This is a genomic window from Stutzerimonas chloritidismutans AW-1, assembly GCF_000495915.1.
Lineage (GTDB): Bacteria > Pseudomonadota > Gammaproteobacteria > Pseudomonadales > Pseudomonadaceae > Stutzerimonas > Stutzerimonas chloritidismutans.
In genome coordinates this window covers 32,140-57,387 of the sequence record NZ_AOFQ01000073.1, presented here as the reverse complement: position 1 = coordinate 57,387, position 25,248 = coordinate 32,140, and the positions used below count along the sequence as shown (strand labels likewise).

At 63.0% G+C, this 25,248-nt stretch carries 23 protein-coding genes, 1 tRNA gene and 2 pseudogenes; 12 read left to right on the top strand and 14 right to left on the bottom strand.

The features are described 5' to 3' along the window. Positions 1 to 49: 49 nt before the first annotated feature. On the top strand, positions 50 to 349 hold the full coding sequence (locus F753_RS47870) for a PilZ domain-containing protein (protein WP_014820049.1): 300 nt from the start codon (positions 50 to 52) through the stop codon (positions 347 to 349). Positions 350 to 388: 39 nt separating this feature from the next. On the opposite strand, the gene F753_RS47865 is transcribed toward F753_RS47870, so the two are convergent. Then, a complete protein-coding gene (locus F753_RS47865) occupies positions 389 to 1,090 on the bottom strand; it encodes an MlaA family lipoprotein (protein ID WP_023447141.1) in 702 nt (233 codons plus the stop codon). 229 nt (positions 1,091 to 1,319) lie between these two features. Here F753_RS47865 and F753_RS47860 point away from each other — a divergent pair, with 229 nt between their 5' ends. After that, positions 1,320 to 1,586 (top strand): DUF4404 family protein, encoded by a 267-nt coding sequence (locus tag F753_RS47860; RefSeq protein ID WP_011912816.1) that lies wholly within the window; start codon positions 1,320 to 1,322, stop codon positions 1,584 to 1,586. A gap of 39 nt (positions 1,587 to 1,625) precedes the next feature. Here the strand turns inward: F753_RS47860 and queF are convergent, their stop codons facing one another. The 8 genes from queF to F753_RS47820 all read right to left on the bottom strand — a co-directional run bounded on the left by queF (position 1,626) and on the right by F753_RS47820 (position 9,159). Next, positions 1,626 to 2,456: an NADPH-dependent 7-cyano-7-deazaguanine reductase QueF gene (gene queF, locus F753_RS47855; protein ID WP_023447140.1), complete on the bottom strand. Its 831-nt coding sequence runs from the start codon at positions 2,454 to 2,456 to the stop codon at positions 1,626 to 1,628. A gap of 94 nt (positions 2,457 to 2,550) precedes the next feature. After that, positions 2,551 to 3,330 carry an ABC transporter permease gene (locus F753_RS47850; RefSeq protein ID WP_014820047.1) on the bottom strand — a complete coding sequence of 260 codons (780 nt, stop codon included), beginning with the start codon at positions 3,328 to 3,330 and terminating at the stop codon, positions 2,551 to 2,553. Continuing rightward, on the bottom strand, positions 3,327 to 4,256 hold the full coding sequence (locus F753_RS47845; protein ID WP_023447139.1) for an ABC transporter ATP-binding protein: 930 nt from the start codon (positions 4,254 to 4,256) through the stop codon (positions 3,327 to 3,329). Before F753_RS47845 ends, F753_RS47850 begins: the two co-directional genes overlap by 4 nt. A gap of 92 nt (positions 4,257 to 4,348) precedes the next feature. Beyond that, positions 4,349 to 5,341 carry a succinylglutamate desuccinylase gene (locus F753_RS47840; protein ID WP_023447138.1) on the bottom strand — a complete coding sequence of 331 codons (993 nt, stop codon included), beginning with the start codon at positions 5,339 to 5,341 and terminating at the stop codon, positions 4,349 to 4,351. 12 nt (positions 5,342 to 5,353) lie between these two features. Beyond that, positions 5,354 to 5,635 carry a hypothetical protein gene (locus F753_RS47835; RefSeq protein ID WP_003282913.1) on the bottom strand — a complete coding sequence of 94 codons (282 nt, stop codon included), beginning with the start codon at positions 5,633 to 5,635 and terminating at the stop codon, positions 5,354 to 5,356. Positions 5,636 to 5,692: 57 nt separating this feature from the next. Continuing rightward, positions 5,693 to 6,913 carry an aspartate aminotransferase family protein gene (locus tag F753_RS47830; protein WP_023447137.1) on the bottom strand — a complete coding sequence of 407 codons (1,221 nt, stop codon included), beginning with the start codon at positions 6,911 to 6,913 and terminating at the stop codon, positions 5,693 to 5,695. Positions 6,914 to 7,052: 139 nt separating this feature from the next. Further along, a complete protein-coding gene (locus F753_RS47825) occupies positions 7,053 to 7,742 on the bottom strand; it encodes a crotonase/enoyl-CoA hydratase family protein (RefSeq protein WP_023447136.1) in 690 nt (229 codons plus the stop codon). A 130-nt stretch (positions 7,743 to 7,872) separates the two neighbouring features. After that, positions 7,873 to 9,159, bottom strand: coding sequence for an HD-GYP domain-containing protein (locus tag F753_RS47820; RefSeq protein ID WP_031298485.1), 1,287 nt, complete (start codon positions 9,157 to 9,159; stop codon positions 7,873 to 7,875). A gap of 206 nt (positions 9,160 to 9,365) precedes the next feature. Here F753_RS47820 and F753_RS47815 point away from each other — a divergent pair. Both F753_RS47815 and F753_RS47810 read left to right on the top strand, forming a co-directional pair. Continuing rightward, positions 9,366 to 9,455: transfer RNA gene (locus F753_RS47815), tRNA-Ser, on the top strand. A 155-nt stretch (positions 9,456 to 9,610) separates the two neighbouring features. Then, a pseudogene (locus tag F753_RS47810) lies at positions 9,611 to 10,050 on the top strand (DUF1810 domain-containing protein). 12 nt (positions 10,051 to 10,062) lie between these two features. Here F753_RS47810 and F753_RS47805 read toward each other — a convergent pair. Next, positions 10,063 to 10,575: a hypothetical protein gene (locus F753_RS47805; RefSeq protein ID WP_023447132.1), complete on the bottom strand. Its 513-nt coding sequence runs from the start codon at positions 10,573 to 10,575 to the stop codon at positions 10,063 to 10,065. Between the two features lie 353 nt (positions 10,576 to 10,928). Between F753_RS47805 and F753_RS47800 the strand changes: the two genes are divergently transcribed. The 7 genes and pseudogenes from F753_RS47800 (at position 10,929) to pdeM (ending at position 21,609) form a co-directional block, all read left to right on the top strand. Continuing rightward, a complete protein-coding gene (locus F753_RS47800) occupies positions 10,929 to 11,285 on the top strand; it encodes a rhodanese-like domain-containing protein (protein ID WP_023447131.1) in 357 nt (118 codons plus the stop codon). 119 nt (positions 11,286 to 11,404) lie between these two features. Next, the gene (locus F753_RS47795; protein WP_023447130.1) at positions 11,405 to 12,544 is read left to right on the top strand and encodes a mechanosensitive ion channel family protein; all 1,140 of its coding nucleotides are present in this window, start codon (positions 11,405 to 11,407) and stop codon (positions 12,542 to 12,544) included. Positions 12,545 to 12,657: 113 nt separating this feature from the next. Further along, positions 12,658 to 15,102: an acyl-CoA dehydrogenase gene (locus F753_RS47790; RefSeq protein ID WP_023447129.1), complete on the top strand. Its 2,445-nt coding sequence runs from the start codon at positions 12,658 to 12,660 to the stop codon at positions 15,100 to 15,102. 88 nt (positions 15,103 to 15,190) lie between these two features. Then, a pseudogene (locus tag F753_RS47785) lies at positions 15,191 to 16,226 on the top strand (ligase-associated DNA damage response exonuclease). 79 nt (positions 16,227 to 16,305) lie between these two features. Next, the gene (locus F753_RS47780) at positions 16,306 to 18,015 is read left to right on the top strand and encodes an ATP-dependent DNA ligase (protein WP_023447128.1); all 1,710 of its coding nucleotides are present in this window, start codon (positions 16,306 to 16,308) and stop codon (positions 18,013 to 18,015) included. Positions 18,016 to 18,236: 221 nt separating this feature from the next. Next, a complete protein-coding gene (locus tag F753_RS47775) occupies positions 18,237 to 20,891 on the top strand; it encodes a ligase-associated DNA damage response DEXH box helicase (protein ID WP_245218683.1) in 2,655 nt (884 codons plus the stop codon). Positions 20,892 to 20,919: 28 nt separating this feature from the next. Further along, positions 20,920 to 21,609: a ligase-associated DNA damage response endonuclease PdeM gene (gene pdeM, locus F753_RS47770; RefSeq protein WP_023447126.1), complete on the top strand. Its 690-nt coding sequence runs from the start codon at positions 20,920 to 20,922 to the stop codon at positions 21,607 to 21,609. Here the strand turns inward: pdeM and F753_RS47765 are convergent. Beyond that, positions 21,587 to 21,820, bottom strand: a complete 234-nt coding sequence (locus F753_RS47765; protein ID WP_023447125.1) for a hypothetical protein — start codon at positions 21,818 to 21,820, stop codon at positions 21,587 to 21,589. The genes pdeM and F753_RS47765 overlap by 23 nt on opposite strands. Positions 21,821 to 22,011: 191 nt before the next feature. On the opposite strand from F753_RS47765, the gene F753_RS47760 reads away from it, so the two are divergent. After that, positions 22,012 to 23,346, top strand: a complete 1,335-nt coding sequence (locus F753_RS47760) for an erythromycin esterase family protein (RefSeq protein WP_023447124.1) — start codon at positions 22,012 to 22,014, stop codon at positions 23,344 to 23,346. A 62-nt stretch (positions 23,347 to 23,408) separates the two neighbouring features. Here the strand turns inward: F753_RS47760 and F753_RS49790 are convergent, their stop codons facing one another. The 3 genes from F753_RS49790 to mazG all read right to left on the bottom strand — a co-directional run bounded on the left by F753_RS49790 (position 23,409) and on the right by mazG (position 25,160). Continuing rightward, positions 23,409 to 23,570 (bottom strand): hypothetical protein, encoded by a 162-nt coding sequence (locus F753_RS49790; RefSeq protein ID WP_023447123.1) that lies wholly within the window; start codon positions 23,568 to 23,570, stop codon positions 23,409 to 23,411. A 108-nt stretch (positions 23,571 to 23,678) separates the two neighbouring features. Next, positions 23,679 to 24,218, bottom strand: a complete 540-nt coding sequence (locus F753_RS47755) for a DUF2058 domain-containing protein (RefSeq protein ID WP_014820031.1) — start codon at positions 24,216 to 24,218, stop codon at positions 23,679 to 23,681. A 111-nt stretch (positions 24,219 to 24,329) separates the two neighbouring features. Continuing rightward, the gene (mazG, locus tag F753_RS47750) at positions 24,330 to 25,160 is read right to left on the bottom strand and encodes a nucleoside triphosphate pyrophosphohydrolase (RefSeq protein ID WP_014820030.1); all 831 of its coding nucleotides are present in this window, start codon (positions 25,158 to 25,160) and stop codon (positions 24,330 to 24,332) included. Positions 25,161 to 25,248: the final 88 nt, after the last annotated feature.

Sequence of the window (25,248 nt, the reverse complement as noted above, 5' to 3'; positions counted from 1 at the left end):
GGAGGGGAGCTAAAAGAATGCCGGGAGCCATATATAAAAGGTTGAAACCATGAGCCAGAAAGACCGCGATTACAGTGAAAAGCGCGATTTCATCCGAATGCAGATCGAAACCACCGTTGCGCTGGAACATGGCGATACAAAACTGAGCGGCACCTGTATCGACCTCTCCAGTACCGGCATGCAGGTGCTGGCCAGCGCCCAACTTCGCATGGGCGACAAGGTCCGCGTACTCATTCCATCCGAGCACAGCGAACTGAAAGGACTGGACGCGCAGACAGAAGTCGTACGCGTCAGCCAGCTCGACGATGGCCGGCAGAGCCTGGGTCTGGCAATCCTTTCGATGTCCTGACCCTGCTCCAGCGATGGCCGCAGCAAATGCGGCCAGGCTTCAGAAGTCGTCTTCGACTTCCCCGTCCTTGACCCGGAATTCGCGATTCTGAAGGTAGGCGTTGCGTACAAAGATGTAGCGATCACCCTGAATCATCTTCTCGGCTGACAGCAGTCCTGCGCGCGTATCGATCAGGTCCACACCCCGCGTCACGTTGCGGGTCGGCACATGATCCATGTGCGGATACGGTTCGAGGAAGGAATCCGGCACCCGGCCGACGGCATCACGCACCGTGCTTGGCCCAAGCAGCGGCAGCACGACATACGGCCCACTTCCCAGCCCCCAGGCACCCAGCGTCTGGCCGAAGTCCTCATCGTTCTTGTGCAGCCCCATACGGGTGGCAACGTCGAAGAAACCGAGCACGCCGAATGTGGTATTGAACAGGATGCGACTGGTGTCGATGCCGGCATCGCGGACCTTGCCCTGCAGCAGGTCATTGGTCAGCACCACCACATCACCGAGATTACTGAACACATTGCCGATTCCGTCCTCGAGGAAGCTCGGCGTCACTTTCTGGTAGCCCTGGGCCAATGGCTTGAGGGTGTAGGTGTCAACGGTGTCATTGAAACGAAACACCGCGCGGTTGACGCCTTCCCACGGATCTTCTTCGGCCGCTAACGCTGGCGCTGCGCCAAGCGTGGCGATCGTAGCGACGAAACTGGCCTTGAGCACGGCGATCCAGGCCGTAGCGATCTTGGGCATCACTTTTCTCTCCCTTAGGTATTTGGTGCATGCGGCGCACCGACGCAGACCGCGCAGTATAGAGTGAACATCCTGTTTTCGGCAGTCAGCCGGATATTCGGCTTTCGTGGCACAGGCCGGCGCTTGCGCCAGCGCCGGTAAAGGCACAGACAAGGCCTGGCCGCTGGTTTAACCTTCAGCTATCGACGTTCATTACACGCCGCCCGTAAACCCATGAGAGGGAAGCAAAATGCCGGAACATGATCTGCAGTCGCAGCTCGAAGAACTGCGTTATCAACTGGCCCAGGACACGCCGCTGACCGATGAGGAGCGGGCTTCGCTGCAAGCGATCGCCCAGGACATCGAAGTTCGCCTGGCGACGCAGGGCAGCACCGACCACAACGACTCGCTGGTGGATGGCGTCAACCTGGCCGTCGAGCGCTTCGAGGTCAGCCACCCAAGCATGGCCATGACGCTACGCAACATCATGCAGACCCTGGCCAACATGGGCATCTGAAGCAGGTCACGGGTCGCGCTGCGACCCTGACTCGCTGCGTTACTGGCGCACCAGACGGCGATTGTCCACGACCATCGCCTCGGTACTGCGGTACGGATTGATGTCCAGCCCGCCACGGCGCACGTAACGCGCGTAGACGGTCAGCTTCTCCGGCTGCAGCAAACGCTGCAGATCGAGAAAGATGCGCTCCACGCATTGCTCGTGAAAGTCGGCATGCTGACGGAAGCTCACCAGATAGGCCAACAGGCTCTCCGCCTGCAACGCCGCGCCACGGTACTCGACGACTACGCTGCCCCAGTCCGGCTGACCGGTCACCGGACAGTTGGACTTGAGCAAGTGGCTGTGCAGCGACTCCTCGACCATATGCCCGGCATCACAGGCCAACAGTCCCGGTTGAGGATGGTCGTAATGCTCGATGGTCACGTCCAGATCGTCGACGCAGCGCCCCGGCAGCGTCGCAACACCCTCGGCCGCCACCTCATCCAGTGTGCGCAGGCGCACCTTCACCGGCTTGCCGGCTGCCGCGGAAAGATCGCTGCTCATCACCTCGGCCAGCGCTTCCCGCGACTCGAACACCGACTGGTTCAGCGAGTTCAGATAGAGCTTGAACGACTTGGATTCGATGATGCTCGGCGAGTCCGCCGGAATCTCGAATTCACCGATCGCCACCACCGGCTTGCCGGAAGGCAGCAACCATGACAGTTCGTAGCAATTCCAAAGATCCACGCCCTGGTAGGGCAGCGTCTCGGCGGTGAGACCAAGCTCGGCCCACTTCGGCGCGCGCGGAATCGGAAACAGCAGGTGCGGGCTGTAGGTGGCGACGTAGTCACTGGACTTGCCCAGCGGGGAATGTTCGGCGGGATGCTGCATGGGGAATGGCCCTGAACGAGAAACGCCGCGAAGTTTAGCGCTTCGCGGCGTTCTTTTCAGTGGCATCGGCGCAGCGGCCGAAATCAAGTGCCAGCTACTGGCGCATCCCGCGCCCACTCTTGAGCAGCCCGACGGAGACCAGATAGAGCGCCGCCACCGCTACCAGCATGAAGCTGATCGCCACACCGATGCGGATATCCGAGACACCGAGAATCCCGTAGCGAAACGCATTGACCATGTGCAACACCGGGTTGGCCAGCGACAGCGTCTGCCAGAAGGGCGACAGCAGGTTGATCGAGTAGAACACCCCGCCCAGGTAGGTCAACGGCGTCAGAACGAAGGTCGGGATGATCGAGATATCGTCGAAGTTGCGCGCGAACACCGCGTTGATGAAGCCACCCAGAGCGAAGATACTCGCCGTCAGGGTGATCACCAGAACGGTCACGCCCAGGTGGTGCACCTGCAGATCGGTGAAGAACATCGACAGCAGCGTGACGATTACCGCAACCGCCAGCCCGCGAGTGATACCACCCAGAGCAAAACCAATGACGATCACATGCGGCGACACCGGCGAGACCAGCAGTTCCTCAATGGAGCGCTGGAACTTGGTGCTGAAGAAACTCGATACGACGTTGCTGTACGAGTTGGTGATCACCGACATCATGATCAGCCCCGGCACGATGTAATCCATGTAGCTGAAGCCGTCCATGTCGCCGATTCGCGCGCCGATCAGGCTGCCGAAGATGACGAAGTACAGCACCATGGTGATCGCCGGGGGCAGCAGCGTCTGCGGCCAGATGCGTGTGTAGCGACGGATCTCGCGCTGGACGATGGTCTGCAACGCGACCAGGTTGGGACGCAGTTCGCCGCTCATGACTTCACCTTCAGGTTGTTCTCCACCAGCGACACGAACAGCTCCTCCAGGCGGTTGGTCTTGTTGCGCAGGCTCAGCACCTCGATGCCCTGAGCGCTGAGCAGACGGAACAGTTCGGTCACGCCCTGACTCTTCTCCACCTGCACCTCGAGGGTGTGATGATCGATCAACTGCGCCGGATAGCTGCCCAGCTCCGGCGCGACCAGTTGCGACTCCTTGAGGTCCAGCAGAAAGGTTTCCACGTGCAGCTGCGAGAGCAGCTCGCGCATGCTGGTGTTCTTTACGATCTGGCCATGGTCGATGATGCCGATGTTGCGGCACAGCTGTTCGGCCTCCTCCAGATAGTGGGTGGTGAGGATGATGGTGATGCCTTCGCGGTTGAGTTCGGTAAGGAACGACCACATCGAGCGGCGCAGCTCGATATCCACACCCGCGGTGGGCTCGTCGAGAATCAACAGCCGCGGCTGATGGATCAGCGCCCGCGCGATCATCAGGCGGCGCTTCATGCCGCCGGAGAGCATCCGCGAGGAAACATCACGCTTGTCCCACAATCCCAGCTGGTTGAGATAGCGCTCCGCGCGCTCCTTGGCAATCTTCGCCGGGATGCCGTAGTAGCCGGCCTGGGTGACCAGGATGTCGAAGGCCTTCTCGAACTGGTTGAAGTTGAATTCCTGCGGCACCACGCCCAGGCAACGCTTGAGCCCGGACGGGTCGCGATCCAGATCGTGACCGAACACGTTGACCGTGCCGCCGCTCTTGTTCACCAGGGTGGAGAGGATGCCGATGGTGGTGGACTTGCCGGCGCCATTGGGCCCGAGCAAGGCGAAGAAGTCGCCTTCGGCCACGTCCAGATCGATACCCTTGAGGGCCTGGAAGCCGTTGCCGTAGGTCTTGGTCAACTGCCGGATGGACAGAGCAGTACTCATAAGAAGGTGCACACAACGCGAAGGGAGTGAAGCTAGATAAGGGCGCAAGTGACCGATTGCAACCGCCCATTTCCGGAGCGAGCGCCTCAGTGCTACGTGTCGGACTGCTCCAATGGCACAACGATCAATGCAGCACGCTGTCCTTCGGCAACATCGGCCATGGGGAAAAGAATGCGCGCGTCCGGCTCATCGACCACCCAGCGCATGCCGTCGTCCTCGGCAAGCAGGCTGCCAAGCGGCAATGGCGCAAAGTTCTCGATGTCAGCGGGTAGACACAGCCGAAACCGCGAGCTGCGCTTGATGATCTCTCGAGAAATACTCAGCAGCTGCGGTTGCGCCTCTGCACCCGCAGGCAACTCGCGCCCCTCGATCATTGCGATCAGCCCCTGCTCGAACTGCAGCACTGCCGGCGGCAGTGCCTCGTCCTTGCCTTCGGCAAGCTCCAAGGTAAACGCCTCGGCGCCATGAAGCGTGGCGGTCATGGCACTGAAGGTAGAGCTGGGCTGGCACTGCAACAGGACGCCGTCGACTGCCAGAGCATGCAGTCGGGCCAACGCATTGGGTTGTGCGCCCCCTCCCTCGCGCCAAGGGCAGATCGCAAACTGGGCGAGACGCGACGGGCGCATCGCTGAGTGCAGGTCATAGTGCCGGCGCTGGCGTCCGGACACGCTGAAGAAGCCTCCGACCAATGCCTCAAGCTCTGACGCACGAATGGCTTCGCCGCCCCATACATCAGCATGGGCACCGAGAAAGAGACGGTTAAGGTCATGTTCGATGTACCGAACCATGCGACGCATCGCTGCAGGATTGGCAAACAGCAGCAACAGTCGCGCACGGGGCTGCACATCGCCCCGTGCGAGCGCACGGATCAGGCGATCCAAAACATGTATGGGGATGAGTTCATTGCCGTGTATGCCGGCCGACAGGACCAGATCGCCGCCTTGATCCTGGCCGCTCGGCGGCGATACCAGCAGCGCGCCCTCGGCCAGCCAGTGCAGCTTCACCCCGCGCGGGGTGAGCTGGACTTTCTCGCAGGGCTCGCGCCCGGCGAGGGTCAGTTCCAGCAGCTTGCCGATAGCGAGCATGCCGGTCTGCAGTCAGTGATTGCAGTCAGGGCCGTGGACGTGCTCGTCGTCATCGGCCTCGACCGGCTCCATTTCCAGCTGCAGGCTAACCAGATTGGTGGCCAACGGACGCAGCACCAGATTGGCGTACTCGGTGTCGCCGTCCTCGACGTCCACACCGATCATCAGCTGACCGTTGCCGACCTGCTGAATCCAGACCTCGCGGCCCTGCCAAATCACGGCAAAACGGGTGCAGGAAGTTTCCAGTTGGGTTCCGTCGACATCTTCCAGAACTAGTTGCAGGCTATCGCTCATTGAATTGCTCTCGCTAGTAGAACGCGCGGCGCCCGCGGCGCTGCGCATGGGGAATGGTCAGGCCTGGGTCAGCGTCGCGACGGCGCGCTCGAGGCGATCCAGCCCTTCGTCGATATCAGCTTCGTCGATGACCAGGCTCGGCGCCAGGCGCACCACGTCGGGGCCGGCCTGCAGCACCATGAGAGCTTGCTTCTCCGCGGCGGCGCAGAAGGCACCGGCCTTGCCCTTCCAGGCCTCGCTCAACACACAGCCGATCAGCAGGCCACGGCCACGCACCAGGCTGAACACGCCATAGCGCTCACCGATCTGCATCAGGCGCGCCTTGAAACGCTCGTGTCGCGCCTTGACGCCTTCGAGCACCTCCGGCGTATTGACGATATCCAGCACCGTCTCGGCAACTGCGCAGGCCAGCGGATTGCCGCCATAAGTGGTGCCGTGGGTGCCGACGCTCAGGTGCGCGGCGATCTCGTTGGTGGTCAGCATCGTCCCGATCGGGAAGCCGCCGCCCAGGCTCTTGGCGTTGGTCAGGATGTCCGGCGTGACGCCGTAGTGCATGTAGGCGAACAGCTCACCGGTACGGCCGAGGCCGGTCTGCACCTCATCGAAGATGAGCAGCGCGTTGTGCTCGTTGCACAGCTGGCGAGCGCCTTCCAGATAGGCCTGGTCGCCCGGCAGGATGCCGCTCTCGCCCTGGATCGGCTCCAGCACCACCGCGCAGGTCTTGTCGGAGATCGCCGCTTTCAGGGCGTCGAGATCGTTGAAGGGAACATGGGTAATCCCTTCGATCTTTGGCCCGAAGCCGTCGGAGTACTTCGACTGCCCGCCCACCGTGACGGTGAACAGGGTGCGGCCGTGGAAGCTGTTGAGCGCCGAGATAATCTCGAATTTCTGCGGCCCGTAGACGTCATGGGCGTAACGACGGGCCAGCTTGAACGCCGCCTCGTTGGCTTCCGCGCCGGAATTGCAGAAGAACGCGCGGTCGGCGAAGGTCGCTGCCGTCAGCTTCTTCGCCAGGCGCAGCGCCGGCTCGTTGGTATAGATGTTGGAAATGTGCCAGAGCTTGCCAGCCTGCTCGGTAAGCGCCGCGACCATCGCCGGATGCGCATGGCCCAGTGCGTTGACCGCGATGCCGCCAGCGAAGTCCACCAGTTCTCGCCCGCTCTGATCCCATACTCGCGAACCCAGGCCACGTACCGGTACGAAGGCTGCGGGGGCGAAGGTGGGAACAATGACCTGGTCGAAATCGGCGCGTTCTACCGGGGTGTGCGGGGCGGACATCGGGGCTCTCCTGCGAGGCGACACGGAATGAGAAATGAAAACGCCCCGCCATCGGCGGGGCGTCACTCGCGCAGTGTAAACGCAGGGCCGGCCCTCGTGCGCACTCGAGAAGAAATTCTCTTGCGCTCCGCGCGCTCTTTCAGCCGAAGTGCTGCTGGTCCAATGCGATCGCCTGATCCAGGGTTTCCAGCAGCGCCTTGCGCACTTTGAGCTTGGTGTTCTTGTGCGCCACCATGTTGATCTTCTTCAGCTGCTCGGCCGCGGCTTTGGCGACTGCCAGCAGCTCACCGATCGGCACCACCTTGTCGAGAAAACCGGCATCCACCGCGCCAATCGGATCGAACATCTCGCCGTTGATCACCGAGCGATGGAAGGCTGACTTGCGCAAACGGTCACGCGCCAACTCGATGCCTGCATGGTGCATGGTCATGCCGATCTGCACCTCATTGAGGCCGATATGGAATGGCCCTTCGACACCAATGCGGTAATCGGCGGACAACAGTAGGAAGGCGCCTTTGGCGATCGCATGCCCTGGGCACGCCACGATGATCGGGAACGGGTGTGCCAGCATCCGGCGGGAGAAGGTCGAACCGGTAGCGACCAGCGTCATGGCGTTCTGCGGGCTCGACGTCATGACCTTCAGATCGTAGCCGCCGGACAGGATGCCTGGCTGCCCGGTGAGAATCACGACGGCACGGTCCTGCTCGGCGCGATCCAGCGCGGCGTTGAGCGCCTCGAACACGGCAGGCGAAAGGGCGTTGACCTTGCCATTGCACAGCGTCAGCGTGGCGACGCCGTCTTCGAATTGGTAGGAGACCAGCTCACTCATGACGAGATTCCTTGTTTTTAAAGTGGGCAGACGTTACCCAGCGCTCAGGCTCAGGTAAAGCGCGATGACCGACCGGCCGGTCACGCCAGAGGCGTCAAAGCCGCACCGAAACGTATCTGTACAGAAGGGATCAGCTCGATTCGAAGTCGGCCAGTGTCTCGGGGTGCAGGATGGCCTGTAGCTCGGGGTCGGCGAGATGAAGCCCGAAAGAGCCATCCGGCAGACCGACGGATATCCGGTAAGGCGCACCCTCCTCGTCCACGGTGATCTGCGCCAGATCCAGATAACGCGGCGTGCAGCGCTGCTTGGCGGCATCGCGCAACACCACAACACGGGGGCGGAGTTGGTATTGCCGATGTTTTTCCACTACCACGGCGACCTCGCCGGTGTGCAACTCGACGAGCGTACCCACCGGGAAGGCTCCCAGCCAACGGATGAATTCGCTCACCAGGTCCTCGTCGAACTGCCTGCCGCTGGCGCTGCGCAGGATCTCGAAGGCCGATTGCACCGGACGCGCGCAATCGTAGGCCCGGTGGCTGGTAATGGCGTCGAAAGCGTCGACAATGGTGATGATGCGCGTCATGTAGGAAATCTGCGCCGGCCCCGAACCCAGCGGATATCCAGTGCCATCGAGTCGCTCGTGATGGCCATACGCGGCGTGCAGTGCAGCCTCCGGAATACCGGGTTGCGCCCGCAGCGCTTCCAGGCCGAAGACCGGATGCCGCTTGATCACCTCGAACTCCTGCGCGGTGAGCTTTCCGGGCTTGTTGAGAATCTCCGGATCAATGCGCATCTTGCCGACGTCATGCAGCACCCCCGCCATGCCCAGCAGCTGGAGTTTGTCGTCCTGCAGGCCGAGATGATTGCCGAAGCCCATCGCCATGATCGACACCGACAAGCAGTGCAGGCTGGTGTAGAGATCCTTGTTCTTCAGCCGGACCAGCCAGAGCATGGCGCTTTCATTGCGCAGCATGCTGGCCAGGTTGCGCTTGACGGCGCCATGGCATGCGCGGGTGTCGATCACTCGTCCATGCTGCACGTCGGCCAGTACCTGTTCGATCAGGCGGGAGCCATCCAGATAGGCTGCGCGGGCCTCTTCCACCTCGGTCGAAAGCGCGTGCTGCGGTCGCTCTATCGGCTTGCGAACACGCGGCCCGACGACCGGAACCGGCGTATCGTGCTGCAAGCGAACTCTGCGCGTATCGTCGACATAGACATACTCGCAACAGCTGCGTAGCGCGCGTATCTCGGCGGGCTTCAGCAGCGGAAAACCCTGGAACGCAAAGTTCGTTTCATTCCACGGCCGATCCAGCTCGCAGACGTACATACCCAATTCCAGACGGGCGACAGCAACCCGACGCCGGGTCGGCACCAGCAAGGTATCGATATGCTTACCTGACTTGCTTGTCAGTTTCATGGAACAGGTGAGCTCCGCTCGGCTTCTTATTCAAAATAACCCAGGCATCGGCCAAGGCTGCAATCAGGAGTCTAGCGGAACGTGCAGCCTGTCACCTGAGCGAGACGAATTTGTTAAGCGCATGAATAAGCTAAAAAAGTTTTTGCCAAAGGCACAGGGTTCGATTACATTAGCGCGCCTCGACGGACATGAACCTCCGTCGATCCGGTGAGGTGTCCGAGCGGTTGAAGGAGCACGCCTGGAAAGTGTGTATACGAGAAATCGTATCAAGGGTTCGAATCCCTTCCTCACCGCCATATTCGATTCAAGCAAAACCCCTGACTTCCCCGAAGTCAGGGGTTTTTTGCGTTCTAGAGCCCAGATCCGAGGGCACCATACGTCCGTCAGCGATTGTCGTGCCGCCTGCCCTGTTGCAGATTGCTCGCAGTCCTTTCATGCCGCAATCACTTCCATGGCCGATCCCTACCACCTGCAGCGCTTCGTCGACGCGCAACAACTCCAGTATCCGCAGGCGCTGGCAGAACTGCGCAGCGGGCGCAAACGTACGCACTGGATGTGGTTCATCTTTCCGCAGCTGCAGGGGCTTGGCCGCAGCGCCATGGCACAGCGCTACGCGATTTCGGGCCGAGCCGAGGCTGAAGCCTATCTGCAGCATCCGCTGCTGGGCCACGTCTGCTGGCCTGCACCGAGGCGATGCTAGGGCATCACCGCAACAGCGCACAGCAGATTCTGGGAAGCCCAGACGACCTGAAGTTTCACTCCTGCATGACCCTCTTCGCCCATGTAGCGCCAGACGCCGCCCAGTTCGAGCAGGCGCTGCAAGCCTTCTTTGACGGTCAGCCCGATCCGGCCACCCTGAGACTTCTGAGCAGCGGCGACACCACCAGCTGAACGCCGGCCGACTCATCGCTGGCCGGCGGCGCCACCCGTTGCGCCGCCGCTGGCCGCACCGCCGCTGCTGGCTCCGCCTGCACCGTTACCGCTACCTGTTCCGATTCCACCCGGCGGTGTGACGCCGCCCTGATTAGCGTTTCCATTGGCACCACCCGGAGCGGTCTGCGGCTGGGTGGTGCCCGGAGCAGGATTCGCGCCCACGCCACCGTTCGGCTGGCGGACATTGTTCTGCGGACTCGGCAAACCGGTCCCGGTCGGCGGGTTCGTGGCACCCGGAACGTTGGGTCGGGGGTTGTACGCATCACTCTGCACGCCCCCTCGGTTGATACCAGGCGTCTGCTCCCGAGTGGTGCCCGGCTCACGGATACGGTTGATATCGCGACCGATCTGCTGGCGATTTTCTTCCAAATCGGCACCCATCTGGTCACGCTCCTGCTGCAGTGTCATGCCCTCCTGCTGCGCCAAGGCAGCGCTGGAAATGGCAGTGAGTAACAGTACTAGCGGTAACTTCGGCTTGTTCATTGTCCGTCCTCCGATGCGGTGTAAAACGGAAGACAACCAAAAGAAGCGACCAGCTCCATCGCTGGAAGCGTTCGCTGGTGCGGAAATTGCTTTCTCTTGAGTCTGGGCGAATGTCCGGCACGTCTCGTTTACCGGCGTCGGATTCTGGAAATCCGCGGTCACGTACCGTCTCCGCCCCTTCGGCAAGGCGATAATCGCTACACACAAGAATAAAAGGCCATGTCATGCTCAAGCAGAAGAAATTTCGGCAGGCGACACTGATCGTCATTGCCACGGCAGTGATTCTGATCCTGCCCAACCTGACTCGCATATTCAGCTGAGCGCGCCCACCGGCGCGCCGTGAGGAAACATCCATGCGCACGACCGCCGTTTTCCTGTTACTCGCCTTGAGCACCGCCGCAACGGCAGGTGAAATCGAGCAGCGCACCGCCGTCCAGACGTTGCAACGACCCGATGCTGTGCTGATTGATGTGCGTACCGCGGAGGAATTCGCCCAGGGTGCGCTAAAGGGCGCGACGCGCATTGAGACTCCAGACCTTGCAGGTCGAATCGGCACCCTGGTGCCGGAAAAGGATACGCCGGTGGTGGTCTACTGCCGCAGCGGCAGGCGCTCGTCGGCCGCGCAAGAGGTCCTGGAGAAGCTCGGCTACAGCCAGGTGATCAACGCCGGCGCTTATCACGAACTTGCTTCGATATTGCCGAGCAACTGACACCACGGACTGCCTCACCTCCCCCCGCCCGACCGCCAACTAGGGAACTTATGAGCAGCAAGGGCCACTGAAAAACGTGGTCTTCGCCGCATCATGCGCACCCTTGTCGGAGGATATGGATGAACTGGGACGCCCTGCTCAACGAGACACTCTGGATCAACCTGGCGATCGTGCTGGGCATCACCATCGTCAGCTACCTGGTTCTGCGCACCATCCTCGGGATCGTCACCAGGCGCCTCAACAAGCTCGCCACCGGGTCCAAGACCAAGTTCATCGGTATCGCCGCCGAACTGCTTTCACGCACCAGCAATCTGCTGATCCTGGCGTTCTCGCTACTGATCGCACTGAAGACGGTCGAACTGTCGCCTCGCTGGGAATCGACAATGTCCCACGGCTGGTTCATCGCCCTCGCGTTCCAGTTCGCGCTGTGGATGGACACCGGCGTGCGCCTGTGGATGGAGAGCCTGACCCGCGACGGCAAGGCCCGCAATCCGGTCACCACCACCATCATCGGCATCATGATCCGTATCGTGGTCTGGACCATGATGCTGCTATCGATCCTCGCCAACCTGGGTGTCGACATCACCGCCATGGTCGCCAGCCTCGGAGTTGGCGGTATCGCCATCGCCCTGGCAGTACAGACGCTGCTCAGCGACATCTTCGCCTCGCTGTCCATCGGCGTGGACAAGCCGTTCGAGATCGGTGACTTCGTGGTATTCGGCGAGGTGGCCGGCAACATCGAGCACATCGGCCTGAAAACCACGCGCATTCGCGCCCTCAGCGGCGAACAGGTGGTCGTATCCAACGCCGACCTGTTGCGGCAGATCGTGCACAACTACAAGCGCATGAACACGCGGCGGATCGTCTTCAAGTTCGGCATCACCTACGACACGCCAACCGAAAAGGTGAAAGAGGTGGCAGAACTGGTGAAGCGCATCATCGAAGGCATCGAAGTGGCGAAGTTCGACCGCGCGCATTTCCTCGGCTTCGACGACAGCCAGCTGACCTTCGAGGTCGTCTACATCATGCAGGTCTCGGACTACAACAAGTACATGGACACCCAGCAGGCGATCAACCTCGCCCTGCTGCAGGGCATTCGCGACATGGACGTGCAGTTCGCCTTCCCCACCCGCAGCATCGAATTCATCGGTGGGCGATTGCCGGAAATCAATGTTGCCGGCGTGCCGCAGGAAAAGCCGGCAGCCAACCAGAACGCCGACGATGCCGACACGCAAATGCTCGGCGCCCGGCCGAGCTGAACCATCCCCCGTCGCCGCCCGTTGGCCGGCGGCGACACCTCGTCCCTTCGCTGCAGCGGCGCAAGCGCCTATGCTGAAGACGGAAGCTGTTCGAACCTGAAAGGATAAGACTCATGACGCTGCTCTGGTTGCTGGTTCTACTGCTCGGCATTGCCGTAATCGCCCACCTGCGCCTGTCGCCGGTGCCGGCACTGGTGATCGTCGCCACCTACCTGGTCTTCATGACCGCTGCCGACACCTCCGGGGTGGTGGTATTCCTGCTCTGGCTCGCCTTGATCGCCATTGCGGTGCCTCTATTGGTCGCAGACGTGCGCCGCAAGTACTTCAGCGGGCCGATGTTCGACTGGTTCAAGAAGGTGCTACCGCCGATTTCCGCCACCGAGCGCGACGCCATCGACGCCGGCACCGTCTGGTGGGACGGCGAGCTGTTCAGCGGCCGGCCGGACTGGGACACCCTGCTCGGCTATCCGAAGGCGCGCCTTACGGATGAAGAACAGGCCTTTCTCGACGGCCCTACCGAAACCCTCTGCGCCCTGGTCAGCGAATGGGATATCGCCCAGCGCATGGACCTGCCGCCCGCCGCCTGGGACTACATCAAGGCCGAAGGCTTCTTCGCCCTGATCATCCCCAAGGAATACGGCGGCAAGGGCTTCTCCGCCTACGCCCACTCGCAGATCGTGATGAAACTCGCCACCCGCAGCGGTGACCTGGCCAGCACCGTGATGGTGCCCAACTCTCTCGGTCCGGCCGAGCTGCTGATGCACTACGGCACCGATGAGCAGCGCAACCACTACCTGCCGCGCCTGGCCAATGGCACCGACATTCCCTGCTTTGCCCTGACCGGACCATATGCCGGCTCCGACGCCGGCGCCATGAACGACAGCGGCGTGATCTGCCGCGGCCAATGGCAGGGCGAAGAAGTGCTCGGTATGCGGCTGAACTGGGAGAAGCGCTACATCACCCTCGGCCCGGTGGCGACCCTGCTCGGCGTAGCTTTCAAGACCTACGATCCGGATCACTTGCTGGGCGATGAGGAAGAACTCGGCATCAGTCTGGCGCTGATCCCCACCGACACGCCCGGCGTCGAGATCGGCCGTCGCCACCTTCCGCTGGGCGCTGCCTTCATGAACGGGCCGAACTGGGGCAAGGATGTCTTCGTGCCGCTGGAAGCCATCATCGGTGGTCGAGACATGATCGGCAAAGGCTGGATGATGCTGATGAACTGCCTCTCGGTCGGCCGCTCGATCTCCCTGCCGGCGACCGGCACCAGCGCCGCCAAAGTCTGCAGCTACGTGAGCGGTCGCTATGCGCAAGTCCGCGAGCAGTTCAACGTGCCACTGGCCGCCTTCGAAGGCATTCAGGAGCCGCTGGCGCGCATTGGCGGCAACGCCTGGCTGATGGACGCGGCGCGTATTCTCACCGCCAACGCCGTCGACCTGGGCGAAAAGCCCTCGGTGCTCTCGGCGATTCTCAAGTACCACCTCACCGAACGCGGCCGTGCCTGCATCACCGACGCCATGGATATCCACGGCGGCAAGGGCATCATCCTCGGCCCGAACAATTACCTCGGACGCCTGTGGCTGTCGGCGCCGATCTCCATCACCGTGGAAGGTGCCAACATCCTCTCGCGCAACCTGATGATCTTCGGCCAGGGCGCAATCCGCTGCCATCCGTTCGTGCTGCGCGAAATGGAGCTGGTCCACGAGCCGGATCGTGAAGCCGCTGTTGTGAAATTCGATGACCTGTTGATGCAACACATCGGCTTCGCCGTCAGCAACACGGCCAGTACCCTGCTGCTGGGTCTGAGCTTCGGTCTGATGGGGCGTGTGCCGGGGACGAGCGTCACGCAACCCTACTTCCGGGCGCTCAATCGCATCGCCGCGGCATTCGCGATGCTGGCCGATCTGTCGATGATGCTGCTCGGCGGTGAGCTCAAGCGTCGCGAGCGGCTGTCGGCGCGGCTGGGCGACGTGCTCAGCCATCTCTACCTCGCCTCTGCAGCGCTCAAGCAGTTCCATGACCTCGGCCATCCGACCGACCAGGAACCGCTGCTGCGCTGGGCGCTGGAGGATTGCCTGGAGAAGGCCGAATCCGCCCTGCAGGACGTGCTGGCCAACTTCCCCAACCGCATTCTCGGGCACCTGCTGCATGCTCTGGTGTTCCCCTTCGGTGCGCGCCACAAGGGGCCGTCCGACGTCCTGGACGCCGAGGTCGCCGCCCTCCTCGGCCGCCCGGAAGGCGATCCGGCTTTGGAGCGCATCCTCGATGGCATGTACCGCCCGCAGGATCCCGAGCAGCCGCTCGGCGCGCTGAAGCACGCTTTCGAAATCCTCGCCACCAGCCAGGACGCAGCGAAGAAGCTGGCCAAGGCGCTCAAGTCCGGCGCGGTGATGCCGGCCGCTGGCGAAAGTTCGATCGATGCTGCGCTGGCTGCCGGCGTCATAGATGCCGTGGAGGCCGAGCAGCTGCAGATGGCAGAACTCGCACGGCGCAAAGTCATCGACGTGGACGACTTCGCCAAGGAGGACCTGGAGTTGCAGGAAGGACGAATCCGCTGATTCCCGATCAGCCCCGGTAGCCCGGCGAGCGAACTCCAAACGCCTCGCCGGGCTCCAACCCTGCAAGCCCATCGAACTGCCAGTCGTCATGGATCTTGTCGTTGCTCGTCCCGAAGGCCTCTACTGCCCACCCGGTGATTTCTACATCGATCCCTGGCGTCCGGTCGATCGCGCCGTCATCACCCACGCCCACGGCGACCACGCGCGCTGGGGCATGGGCCATTACCTGGCTTCAAGCGACAGCGAAGGCATTCTGCGTTCACGCATCGCCGCCGATGTGCCGCTGCAAACGCTGGCCTACGGTGAGTCCATCGAACATCACGGCGTAAAGCTCAGCTTCCACCCGGCCGGCCATGTGCTCGGCTCGGCTCAGGTGCGACTGGAATACAAGGGCGAGGTCTGGGTGGCCTCAGGCGACTACAAGGTCGAGCCGGACGGCACCTGCGCCCCGTTCGAGCCGGTGCGCTGCCACACCTTCATTACCGAATCGACCTTCGGTTTGCCGATCTACAAATGGCCGTCCCAGGCCGAGATATTCCGCGACATCAATGACTGGTGGCGCGCCAACGCCGCAGCCGGGCGCGCCTCGGTGCTGTTCTGCTACGCCTTCGGCAAGGCGCAGCGCATCCTTCACGGCTTGGATGAAAGCATCGGCACCATCGTCGTCCATGGCGCGGTGGAGCCACTGAACAAGGTCTATCGCGAAGGCGGCGTCTATCTTCCACCGACCGTTTATGCCGGCGACCTGAAAAAGGGCGAACCTCGCCTGAAGCATGCCATCATCCTCGCCCCGCCGTCGGCTGGCGGCAGCACCTGGATGCGCCGTTTCGGTGACTATGCCGATGCCTTCGCCAGCGGTTGGATGATGTTGCGCGGCATGGATGTTGTGGCGCGCCCCCCGCCGTAGGCGTGGTGTCGACCGCGGCTTCGTGCTCTCCGATCACGCCGACTGGCCGGGCCTGCTCTGGGCCATCGAGCAGACCGGCGCCGAGCGGGTGATGGTCACCCACGGTTCCGTTCCGATCCTGGTCCGTTATCTGCGTGAGATGCGCGGGCTCGATGCGCAGGCCTTCGAGACCGAATATGGCGAAGAAGACGACGCGAACACCCAGGAGCCCGAATGACTAGGCGGATCACCACCCCGCCTTGTAGGAGCGAGCTTGCGCGCAAACCGGCCGCACCACACCGGTACGGAGGCGCCGCATGAAAGCCTTCGCCACTCTCTATAGCCGCCTCGACGCGACCACCTCGAGCAACGCCAAGCTCGCGGCAATGCGCGACTATTTCCGCGAGGCCGATCCGGCCGACGCCGCCTGGGCGGTCTACTTCCTTTCCGGCGGTCGACCTCGCCAACTTGTGCCGACCAAGGTATTGCGCGAAACCGCCATGCAGGCCTCGGCCTTGCCGGAATGGCTGTTCGAAGAAAGTTATCAGGCCGTCGGTGATATGGCCGAAACCATCTCGCTGCTGATGCCCGAGGCCGAGCACAGCTCCGAGGACGGGCTGGCCGTATGGATGCAGGACAAACTGTTGCCCTTGCGCGGTCTGCCGCCGGAAGAATTGGCTGAGCGATTGCCCGCACTCTGGGCACAGCTGGACCGGCTGAGCCTGATGGTATGCATCAAGCTGATCACCGGCGCGTTTCGCGTTGGCGTTTCGAAATTGCTGGTCACCCGTGCGCTGGCCTCGCTGGTCGATCTCGATCCGAAACGGGTCGCGCAGCGGCTGGTTGGCTATACCGACCTTTCGCACCGTCCCAGCGCCGAAGGCTACCTCGCGCTGATTGCCGACGAGTCCGAACACGAACATGCGCAGCGCGGCGGCCAGCCCTACCCCTTCTTTCTCGCCCATCCGCTGCAGGCCCCGGTCGAGGAGTTCGACACCCTGCTCAGCGCGCCAGAGAACTGGTTCGTCGAATGGAAGTGGGACGGCATCCGCGCCCAGCTGGTCAAGCGCGACGGGCAGATCTGGGTCTGGTCGCGGGGCGAAGAGCTGGTCAGCGAGCGCTTCCCGGAACTCTGCGAGCTGGCCAGCGAACTGCCGGACGGCACAGTCATCGATGGCGAGATCCTGGTCTGGAAGCACGCCCCCGGCGAGCCTACGACCAATCTTTTCGAACATTTCGATAGTGATGATTCAAAGACAGCCGAACGCTTCGGCGTGCAATCCTTCGCCCTGTTGCAACAGCGTATCGGCCGCAAGAATCTCACGGCGAAAGTGCTGGCTGACGCCCCCGTCGCGGTGCTCGCCTACGACCTGCTGGAATGGCAAGGCGACGACTGGCGCCAGCGCGCCCACCGCGATCGGCGGCAACAGCTCGAAACTGTGGTCGGCCGGTGCGCCAATCCCAGGCTCATGCTTTCGCCGCTGGTGAGCGGGAATGACTGGCACGATCTCGCCCGCCAGCGCGAAGCGTCACGTGCTCGCGGCGTCGAAGGGATGATGATCAAGGCCCGCGCGGCGCAGTACGGTGTCGGCCGGACCAAGGACGTCGGCGTCTGGTGGAAATGGAAGATCGACCCCTACTCCGTCGATGCCGTGCTGATCTATGCCCAGCGCGGTCATGGCCGCCGCGCCAGCCTCTACACCGACTACACCTTTGCCGTCTGGGACGGTGAACCGGGCGACCCCGAGCGCAAACTGGTGCCCTTCGCCAAGGCCTACTCCGGGCTGACCGACGAAGAAATGCGCAAGGTCGACGCCATCGTGCGCAAGACCACCGTGGAGAAATTCGGCCCCGTTCGCAGCGTGACGCCGACGCTGGTGTTCGAGCTGGGCTTCGAAGGTATCGCCGCCAGCAGCCGACACAAGAGCGGCATCGCCGTGCGCTTCCCCCGCATGCTGCGCTGGCGCCTCGATAAGCCGGTGGATGAGGCCGATACCCTGACCACCCTGCGGGAATTGCTGGGATGAAACCAAGGCACCCGGCACCCGCTCAGCCCTCACCCCAACCCTCTCCCAGAGTGAGAGGGAGCAAGAGCGGAGCAGTGCCAGGCGAGAACGCTGAGCAACCGCGCGATCGCCCCCCTCTCCCTCAGGGAGAGGGGCCGGGGGTGAGGGAAGCGTTAGGCGACCCCGACGTGAGCCAGCCCGCACTCCGGCCCTCTCCCCTCAGAGGGAGCAAGACCGGAGCCATGCCAGACGAAGATGCCGAGCAGCCACACGATCACTCCCCTCTCCCTCTGGGAGAGGGGCTGGGGGTGAGGGACGGGGCCGAGAGCCTCGCTGCGGGCTGGTTTTCCAGCCGTGCCTGGCAACCCTTCCCGTTCCAGCAGGAGGTGTGGCAAGCGATAGGCCATGGCGAATCGGGGCTGCTGCACGCCACCACCGGCTCCGGCAAGACCTACGCTGTCTGGCTCGGAGCCCTGAATCGCTTTGCGACCAAGGCACCCTCTTCCACCGCGACGGACAAGCCAGCGTCTTTGACGGTGCTCTGGATCACCCCGATGCGCGCATTGGCGGCCGATACCGCGCGGGCTCTGCAAGCACCGCTGGATGATCTCGGCATCAACTGGAGCATCGGCCTGCGCACCGGTGATACCAGCAGTTCCGAGCGTGCGCGCCAGGGCCGAAGGCTGCCCAGCGCGCTGGTCACCACACCGGAAAGCCTGACCCTGCTGCTGACCCGCGCCGACGCACGCCAGGCCTTTGCGGGCCTGCGCATGCTGGTGGTGGACGAGTGGCATGAGCTGCTGGGCAACAAGCGCGGCGTGCAGTTGCAACTGGCGCTGGCGCGGCTTCGTCAGTGGATGCCGAAGCTCATCGTGTGGGGGCTGTCGGCGACCCTTGGCAACCAGCCCCATGCGCTGGAGGTGTTGATGCATCCGGGGCGCGGCAAGCTGGTGCAAGGTCGGGTCGACAAGGACCTGCACGTCGATACCTTGCTGCCGCCGAGCATCGAACGCTTCCCCTGGGCCGGCCATCTCGGGCTGCGCATGCTGCCGCAGGTGGTCGAAGAGATCGACTCGGCTGCGACCACCCTCGTGTTCACCAATACCCGTTCGCAGTCGGAAATCTGGTATCAGGCGCTGCTGAATGCGCGGCCGGACTGGGCCGGGCTGATCGCGCTGCACCACGGCTCGCTGGCACGCGAGGTGCGCGACTGGGTCGAACTGGGCCTCAAGCAGGGCGCGCTCAAGGCCGTAGTCTGCACCTCCAGCCTGGATCTGGGCGTGGATTTCCTGCCGGTCGAACGTATTTTGCAGATCGGCTCACCCAAGGGCGTGGCGCGGCTGATGCAGCGGGCCGGTCGCTCCGGGCATGCGCCGGGCCGGACCTCCCGCGTCACGCTGGTGCCTACACACAGCGTCGAAGTCGTGGAAGCCGCTGCCGCCCAGATCGCGATCGCCGAACGCCGCATCGAAGCCCGCAGCGCGCCCCATCGACCACTGGACGTACTGGTGCAGCACCTGGTGAGCATGGCGCTGGGCGGTGGGTTTCGTCCGGAAGAATTGTTCGATGAGGTTAGGCAGGCCTGGTCGTACCGCGATCTCACTGGCGATCACTGGCAATGGGCGCTGGCCTTCGTGCGGCACGGCGGGCATTCCCTGACCGCCTACCCGGATTACCAGCGTGTGGAGCCGGACGACACCGGCCTCTGGAAAGTACCCAGTCGCCGCGTGGCGCTGCGCCATCGTATGAGCATCGGCACCATCGTCAGCGACGCCAGCCTGACGGTGAAGTTCTGGGCCAAGGGCGGCAGCGGGCGTTCGCTGGGCAGCATCGAGGAAGGTTTCATCGCGCGCCTGCGCCCCGGCGATAACTTTCTCTTCGGCGGTCGCCTGCTGGAACTGGTGCGGGTCGAGAACATGACCGCCTACGTCAGCCGCGCGACGGGCAAGAAGGCTGCCGTGCCGCGCTGGAACGGCGGGCGCATGCCGCTATCCAGCGAGCTGGCCGATGCCGTGGTCGAGCAGCTCGGTGCTGCCTCGCGCGAGCAGTTCAGCACGCCCGAAATGCGCCTGGTCGAACCGCTGCTTCGCGTCCAGATGGACTGGTCGGCGCTGCCCACCAAGACCACCTTGCTGGCCGAGGTGATGAAGTCCCGCGAAGGCTGGCACCTGTTCCTCTACCCCTTCGCCGAGCGCCATGTGCACCTGGGCCTGGCCAGCCTGCTGGCCTGGCGCATGGGCCAACGGCAGCCGCTGACCTTTTCCATCGCGGTCAACGACTATGGCTTCGAACTGCTTTCGGCCACCGAGGTGGACTGGCTGCACTGGCTGACGCCGGCGCTTTTCAGTGAAAACGACCTGCTGCAAGACGTGCTCGCCAGCCTCAATGCCAGTGAGCTGGCGCGCCGCCGTTTTCGTGAGATCGCGCGCATCGCAGGTTTGGTGTTTTCCGGCTACCCCGGAGCGCAGAAAAGCGCGCGTCAGCTGCAGGCTTCCAGCGGACTGTTCTTTGACGTCTTCCGCCAGTACGACCCGGCCAACCTGCTGCTGACCCAGGCCGAAGAAGAAGTGCTGCGTCAGGAACTGGAGGTCGAGCGGCTGGAGCAGACCATGAGCCGGCTGCAAGGGCGCCAACTGGACATCCATCAGGTCAAACGCACCACGCCGTTGGCGTTTCCGTTGATGGTCGAACGCTTTCGCGAAAGCATGAGTTCGGAAAAACTCGCCGACCGCATCCGCCGCATGGTCGCCGAGCTGGACAAGGCGGCTGGTCCCGGCGGCTATCAGCCGGAAGCGAATGCCAGCATCATGGTCGAACGTGAAACCGCGCCCAAGCGCAAACCGCGGCAGACCAAGGACGGCACGCCACGCCTCAGGAAGCCGAAACGCGCCCCATGACGCTAGCCTCAGCACGCCCATGTCTCACATGAATCCTTACCAGCCCATCGAACTGGCCGGCAGTACGCTCTGGTTGCTTGCGGAAAAGGCCGTCTACTGGCCTGAGCAGCAGGCGTTGCTGATAGCAGATATACATTTCGGCAAGGCCGCAGCCTACCGGCGCCTGGGCCAGCCCGTGCCCCACGGCACCACCGACGCTAACCTGCGCCAGCTGGACGATCTGCTGGCGCGGTACGCCTGCCGCCAGCTGATCTTTCTCGGTGATTTCCTGCACGCGCCGGAGTCCCGTGCACCATCCACGCTGGCCCGTCTGGCCGAATGGCGTGCGCAACATGCGCAACTGGACATCACGCTGGTGCGTGGCAACCACGACCGCCGTGCCGGCGACCCACCGCGCGAGTTGGACATAAGCGTAGTCAGCGAACCGTTACTGCTCGGCCCCTATGCCCTGCAGCATGAGCCGGACCCGCATCCGACCCATCACGTACTCGCTGGCCACGTACATCCAGCCTTTCAGCTACATGGCCGCGGCCGCCAGCGCCTGCGCCTGCCGTGCTTCTGCATCGGAGCGCGGCTCAGCCTGCTGCCGGCCTTCGGCAACTTCACCGGAACGATGACGGTGGCAGCCGAAGACAACTGGCAGATTTATGTGATCGGGGATGGAGAGGTCTGGCCGCTGAGACGCCCTGCGCCCGTCAGGCCTGGGATATGCCCGTGATGGTGATGCCATAACGCTCGGCCAGGCGTGTGGCCGGGGTGTCCTCCAGATCGGGCTCGTGCTCGTGCTCGATCTCCTGATCCGGATACAGCTCTTCTGCCTTGCGACTCACCAGCTCCACAGCCTCATCGATATCCGGCTGGTGCGCCGAGTCGATCTTCAGTGTCGCGGTGTTGCCGTCTTTGTTGTACGCAATGATCCAAGTCGTCATGAAAGTGCCCCTCGCCTTAAAGAAACCCGTGTGGACGTAATAACGCCCATTTTGGTTTTTGTAAGTTTTTAGACCCATCCGGCGTCGGCAGTTCGGTCCCTCACTTCAAAGTTAGCAGCTTTAATTGAATTGCCAGGAACAACCATGCGGACGCCCGGTCATCCGTATGCAAACACCATGGAGTCGGGAATATGAATGCCTCGCCTCTACGCATTACCGAACCGTCCGAAGAGCATTTGGTGAGCTTACTGCGCCAGCACGCCGAACCGCTGCCCGCTCTGGATGGCCCGCGCTTCGCCGATGCATTCGAACGCTTCGCCGACGCTCGGGTGGTGCTGATCGGTGAAGCCAGCCACGGCACCTCCGAGTTCTACCGCGCCCGGGCCGCGATCACCCGGCGCCTGATCGAGCGCCATGGTTTTTCCATCGTCGCGGTCGAGGCGGATTGGCCCGATGCCGCGCGAATCGACTGCTACTGTCGCCAGCGTGAATCGGTCGCCTGGACAGAGGATGCCTTCAAACGCTTCCCGACCTGGATGTGGCGCAATCGCGAAGTCGACGCTTTTGTCCGCTGGCTGCACAAGCACAATGCTGCACTTGATGCCGCACGGCGCGTCGAGTTTCGCGGCCTGGACGTCTACAGCCTAGGCAGCTCGATCCGCGAGGTGCTGCGTTACCTTGACCACACCGACCCTGAAGCCGCGGCGGATGCGCGCCAGCGCTATGGCTGTCTGAGCCCCTGGCAGGAAGACCCGGCCGACTACGGTCGAAACGTCATGCTCGGCCAGCCAACCTGCGAAAAGGCAGTGATCGAACAGCTGCAGGCCCTGCTCGCCCAGCGTCTCGAATATATTGGCCAGGATGGTGAACGCTTCTTCAACGCCGAGCGCAACGCGCGGGTGGTACTTGCCGCGGAGAGTTACTACCGGGCGATGTACCGCGGCTCGACAGAATCCTGGAATCTGCGCGACCGCCACATGTTCGACACCCTGCGGGCTCTGCTCGACCACCGCGGGGCAAACGCGAAAGCGGTAATCTGGGCGCACAACTCGCATATCGGCAATGCTGCGGCGACTTCGATGGGCTGGGGTGGCGAGTTCAACATCGGCGAACTCTGCCGCACCGCCTTCGGTCGCGATGCAGTGCTGATCGGCATGGCAACCGATCGCGGCGAGGTGGCCGCGGCGGCCAACTGGGACGAACCGATGCAAATCAAGCAGGTCATCCCGTCACGGTCGGACAGCTGGGAGCAGCTCTTTCTGCGCGCCGGCGTGCCGGCCTCGCTGACCGACTGGCGCAATGATCGCAGCGAATTTCGCAAGGCGCTCAGCCATCCACGGCTTGAGCGTGCGATTGGCGTCATCTACCGGCCGCTGACCGAGCGACAGAGTCACTACTTCCGCGCCATCCTTGCCGAGCAGTTCGATGCGTTGATCTGGTTCGACCAGACGCAGGCGGTGACGCCCATCGGCCCGCAGGACATCGATGCGAGCGTCGTACCGGATACTTACCCGTTCGGCGAGTAAGACGTCATCGCGGCGCCGGAGCGCTGCGACGCCGTCACGCAAGAAAGGGACAGTCGACCGGCTTATGCCACCGGCGCTGGCGGTGGCTGATCGGGCACGGTGGGCTCGCCGGGCTCGGACGGCTGGGTGGGAACGCCTGGCTCCTCCGGATCACCCGGAATCCCGGCGGCGTGCCAGCCATCGGTTTCGGCGGCGTGGAAATAGCGATTCGATCGAGCGTCCATAACGTCCTCCACTGCATTAACCCGCAGCTGCGGGCTGGTCTGTAGTAGAGGTCGGGGCAGGCGCTTTCTATCCAACCTTCCGTCGGGCGGCCGATCTGCCCCAGCGGATTACCACATCAGGTCGTCCGGCACCTGATAGGCGGCGTAGGGATCGTCGGCATCCGGCTCTTCGGTGCGGATGTTGAGCTGCACCACCCGCTGCGGGTCGCGCTCCTGAATCTTAAGCGCCGCTTCACGCGGGATCACTTCGTAGCCGCCGCCATGACGAACGATTGCCAGCGAGCCGCTGGCCAGCTTTTCACGCATCAGCTTGTTCACCGACAGCCGCTTGACCTTCTTGTCGTCGACGAAGTTGTAGTAATCCTCGGTGGTCAGCTTCGGCAGGCGGCTGGTCTCGATCAACTGCTTGATCTGTGCTGTACGGGCCTTCTGTTCGGCCTTTTGCTGCTGCTGGCGGTTGAGTTCCTGATCGCGGGCGATCTTTTCCGCCTGCGCCTTCAGCGCCGCTTCGCGTTGCGAATCGTCCTTCTCGACCTGGCCTTTCTTCTCCAGGCGCTGCTGCTTCTGCTTCTGCTTGACGGCCTGCTTGGCCTGCTTTTCGTTGACCAGCCCGGCTTTGAGCAGCTGATCACGGAGGGAAAGACTCATGTTTCGGCTCGTCTCGTCGTGAATTCAAGTGGGACGCGGGTGGACGCTTCGGCCGCCCACCGAGCGGCATTGTGGTGGATGTGAAAAGACACATCCACCCGGAAAGTACAGTTAGGCGCAGGACGGCGATCGTTCGGCCTTCTTCGCCTCGCCCCAGAGCGCGTCAAGCTCTTCGAGATCGCAGTTCTCGATTGGCCGCCCCCCTTCACGCAAGGCCTGCTCGATGAAGCGAAAACGCCGCTCGAACTTGCCATTCGCGGCACGCAAGGCGTTCTCCGGATCGACCTTGAGATGGCGCGCCAGGTTGACCACGACGAACAGCAGATCGCCAAGCTCTTCGGCAATGGCTTGCGGATCGTTCTCGCTCATTGCCTCCAGCACTTCGCCGAGTTCCTCGCGCACCTTGTCCACCACCGGCAGCGCCTCGGGCCAGTCGAAACCGACCTGCGCCGCGCGCTTCTGCAGTTTCGCGGCCCGGCTGAGCGCCGGCAGCGCGCTGGGCACGTCATCGAGCAGGGACAATTGTTCAGGTGCGGCCGCTTTCTCGGCACGCTCTTCGGCCTTGATCTCCTCCCAGCGCTGCTTGATGGCCGCTTCATCGAGGCGCGGCAGCTCCGGCGAGCTGTACAGATCGCCATCGGGGAACACGTGGGGGTGGCGACGGATCAGCTTGCGGGTGATGGCATCGACCACCGTGGCGAACTCGAAACGCCCTTCCTCCCGGGCCAGCTGGCTGTAGTAGACGACCTGAAACAGCAGGTCACCCAACTCGCCGGGCAGATGATCGAAGTCGCCGCTTTCGATGGCATCGGCCACTTCGTAGGCCTCTTCCAGCGTATGCGGCACGATGCTCGCGTAGTTCTGCTGCAGGTCCCACGGACAACCATGCTGCGGATCACGCAACCGGGCCATCAGGTGCAGGAGATCGTTGAGTTGGTACATAGGATTCCTCAGCGAATCGAAGGCTGGTGAGGGACGCTGATGACATCACGGTGGATGTAAAAAACGACATCCACCCCACGGTTCGGTC

Bases quoted from the DNA above. Each gene is read 5' to 3' on its own strand.
- F753_RS47870 (WP_014820049.1), top strand. From the start codon at position 50: ATGAGCCAGAAAGACCGCGATTACAGTGAAAAGCGCGATTTCATCCGA.
- F753_RS47865 (WP_023447141.1), bottom strand. From the start codon at position 1,090: ATGCCCAAGATCGCTACGGCCTGGATCGCCGTGCTCAAGGCCAGTTTC.
- F753_RS47860 (WP_011912816.1), top strand. From the start codon at position 1,320: ATGCCGGAACATGATCTGCAGTCGCAGCTCGAAGAACTGCGTTATCAA.
- queF (WP_023447140.1), bottom strand. From the start codon at position 2,456: ATGCAGCATCCCGCCGAACATTCCCCGCTGGGCAAGTCCAGTGACTAC.
- F753_RS47850 (WP_014820047.1), bottom strand. From the start codon at position 3,330: ATGAGCGGCGAACTGCGTCCCAACCTGGTCGCGTTGCAGACCATCGTC.
- F753_RS47845 (WP_023447139.1), bottom strand. From the start codon at position 4,256: ATGAGTACTGCTCTGTCCATCCGGCAGTTGACCAAGACCTACGGCAAC.
- F753_RS47840 (WP_023447138.1), bottom strand. From the start codon at position 5,341: ATGCTCGCTATCGGCAAGCTGCTGGAACTGACCCTCGCCGGGCGCGAG.
- F753_RS47835 (WP_003282913.1), bottom strand. From the start codon at position 5,635: ATGAGCGATAGCCTGCAACTAGTTCTGGAAGATGTCGACGGAACCCAA.
- F753_RS47830 (WP_023447137.1), bottom strand. From the start codon at position 6,913: ATGTCCGCCCCGCACACCCCGGTAGAACGCGCCGATTTCGACCAGGTC.
- F753_RS47825 (WP_023447136.1), bottom strand. From the start codon at position 7,742: ATGAGTGAGCTGGTCTCCTACCAATTCGAAGACGGCGTCGCCACGCTG.
- F753_RS47820 (WP_031298485.1), bottom strand. From the start codon at position 9,159: ATGAAACTGACAAGCAAGTCAGGTAAGCATATCGATACCTTGCTGGTG.
- F753_RS47805 (WP_023447132.1), bottom strand. From the start codon at position 10,575: ATGAACAAGCCGAAGTTACCGCTAGTACTGTTACTCACTGCCATTTCC.
- F753_RS47800 (WP_023447131.1), top strand. From the start codon at position 10,929: ATGCGCACGACCGCCGTTTTCCTGTTACTCGCCTTGAGCACCGCCGCA.
- F753_RS47795 (WP_023447130.1), top strand. From the start codon at position 11,405: ATGAACTGGGACGCCCTGCTCAACGAGACACTCTGGATCAACCTGGCG.
- F753_RS47790 (WP_023447129.1), top strand. From the start codon at position 12,658: ATGACGCTGCTCTGGTTGCTGGTTCTACTGCTCGGCATTGCCGTAATC.
- F753_RS47780 (WP_023447128.1), top strand. From the start codon at position 16,306: ATGAAAGCCTTCGCCACTCTCTATAGCCGCCTCGACGCGACCACCTCG.
- F753_RS47775 (WP_245218683.1), top strand. From the start codon at position 18,237: ATGCCAGACGAAGATGCCGAGCAGCCACACGATCACTCCCCTCTCCCT.
- pdeM (WP_023447126.1), top strand. From the start codon at position 20,920: ATGAATCCTTACCAGCCCATCGAACTGGCCGGCAGTACGCTCTGGTTG.
- F753_RS47765 (WP_023447125.1), bottom strand. From the start codon at position 21,820: ATGACGACTTGGATCATTGCGTACAACAAAGACGGCAACACCGCGACA.
- F753_RS47760 (WP_023447124.1), top strand. From the start codon at position 22,012: ATGAATGCCTCGCCTCTACGCATTACCGAACCGTCCGAAGAGCATTTG.
- F753_RS49790 (WP_023447123.1), bottom strand. From the start codon at position 23,570: ATGGACGCTCGATCGAATCGCTATTTCCACGCCGCCGAAACCGATGGC.
- F753_RS47755 (WP_014820031.1), bottom strand. From the start codon at position 24,218: ATGAGTCTTTCCCTCCGTGATCAGCTGCTCAAAGCCGGGCTGGTCAAC.
- mazG (WP_014820030.1), bottom strand. From the start codon at position 25,160: ATGTACCAACTCAACGATCTCCTGCACCTGATGGCCCGGTTGCGTGAT.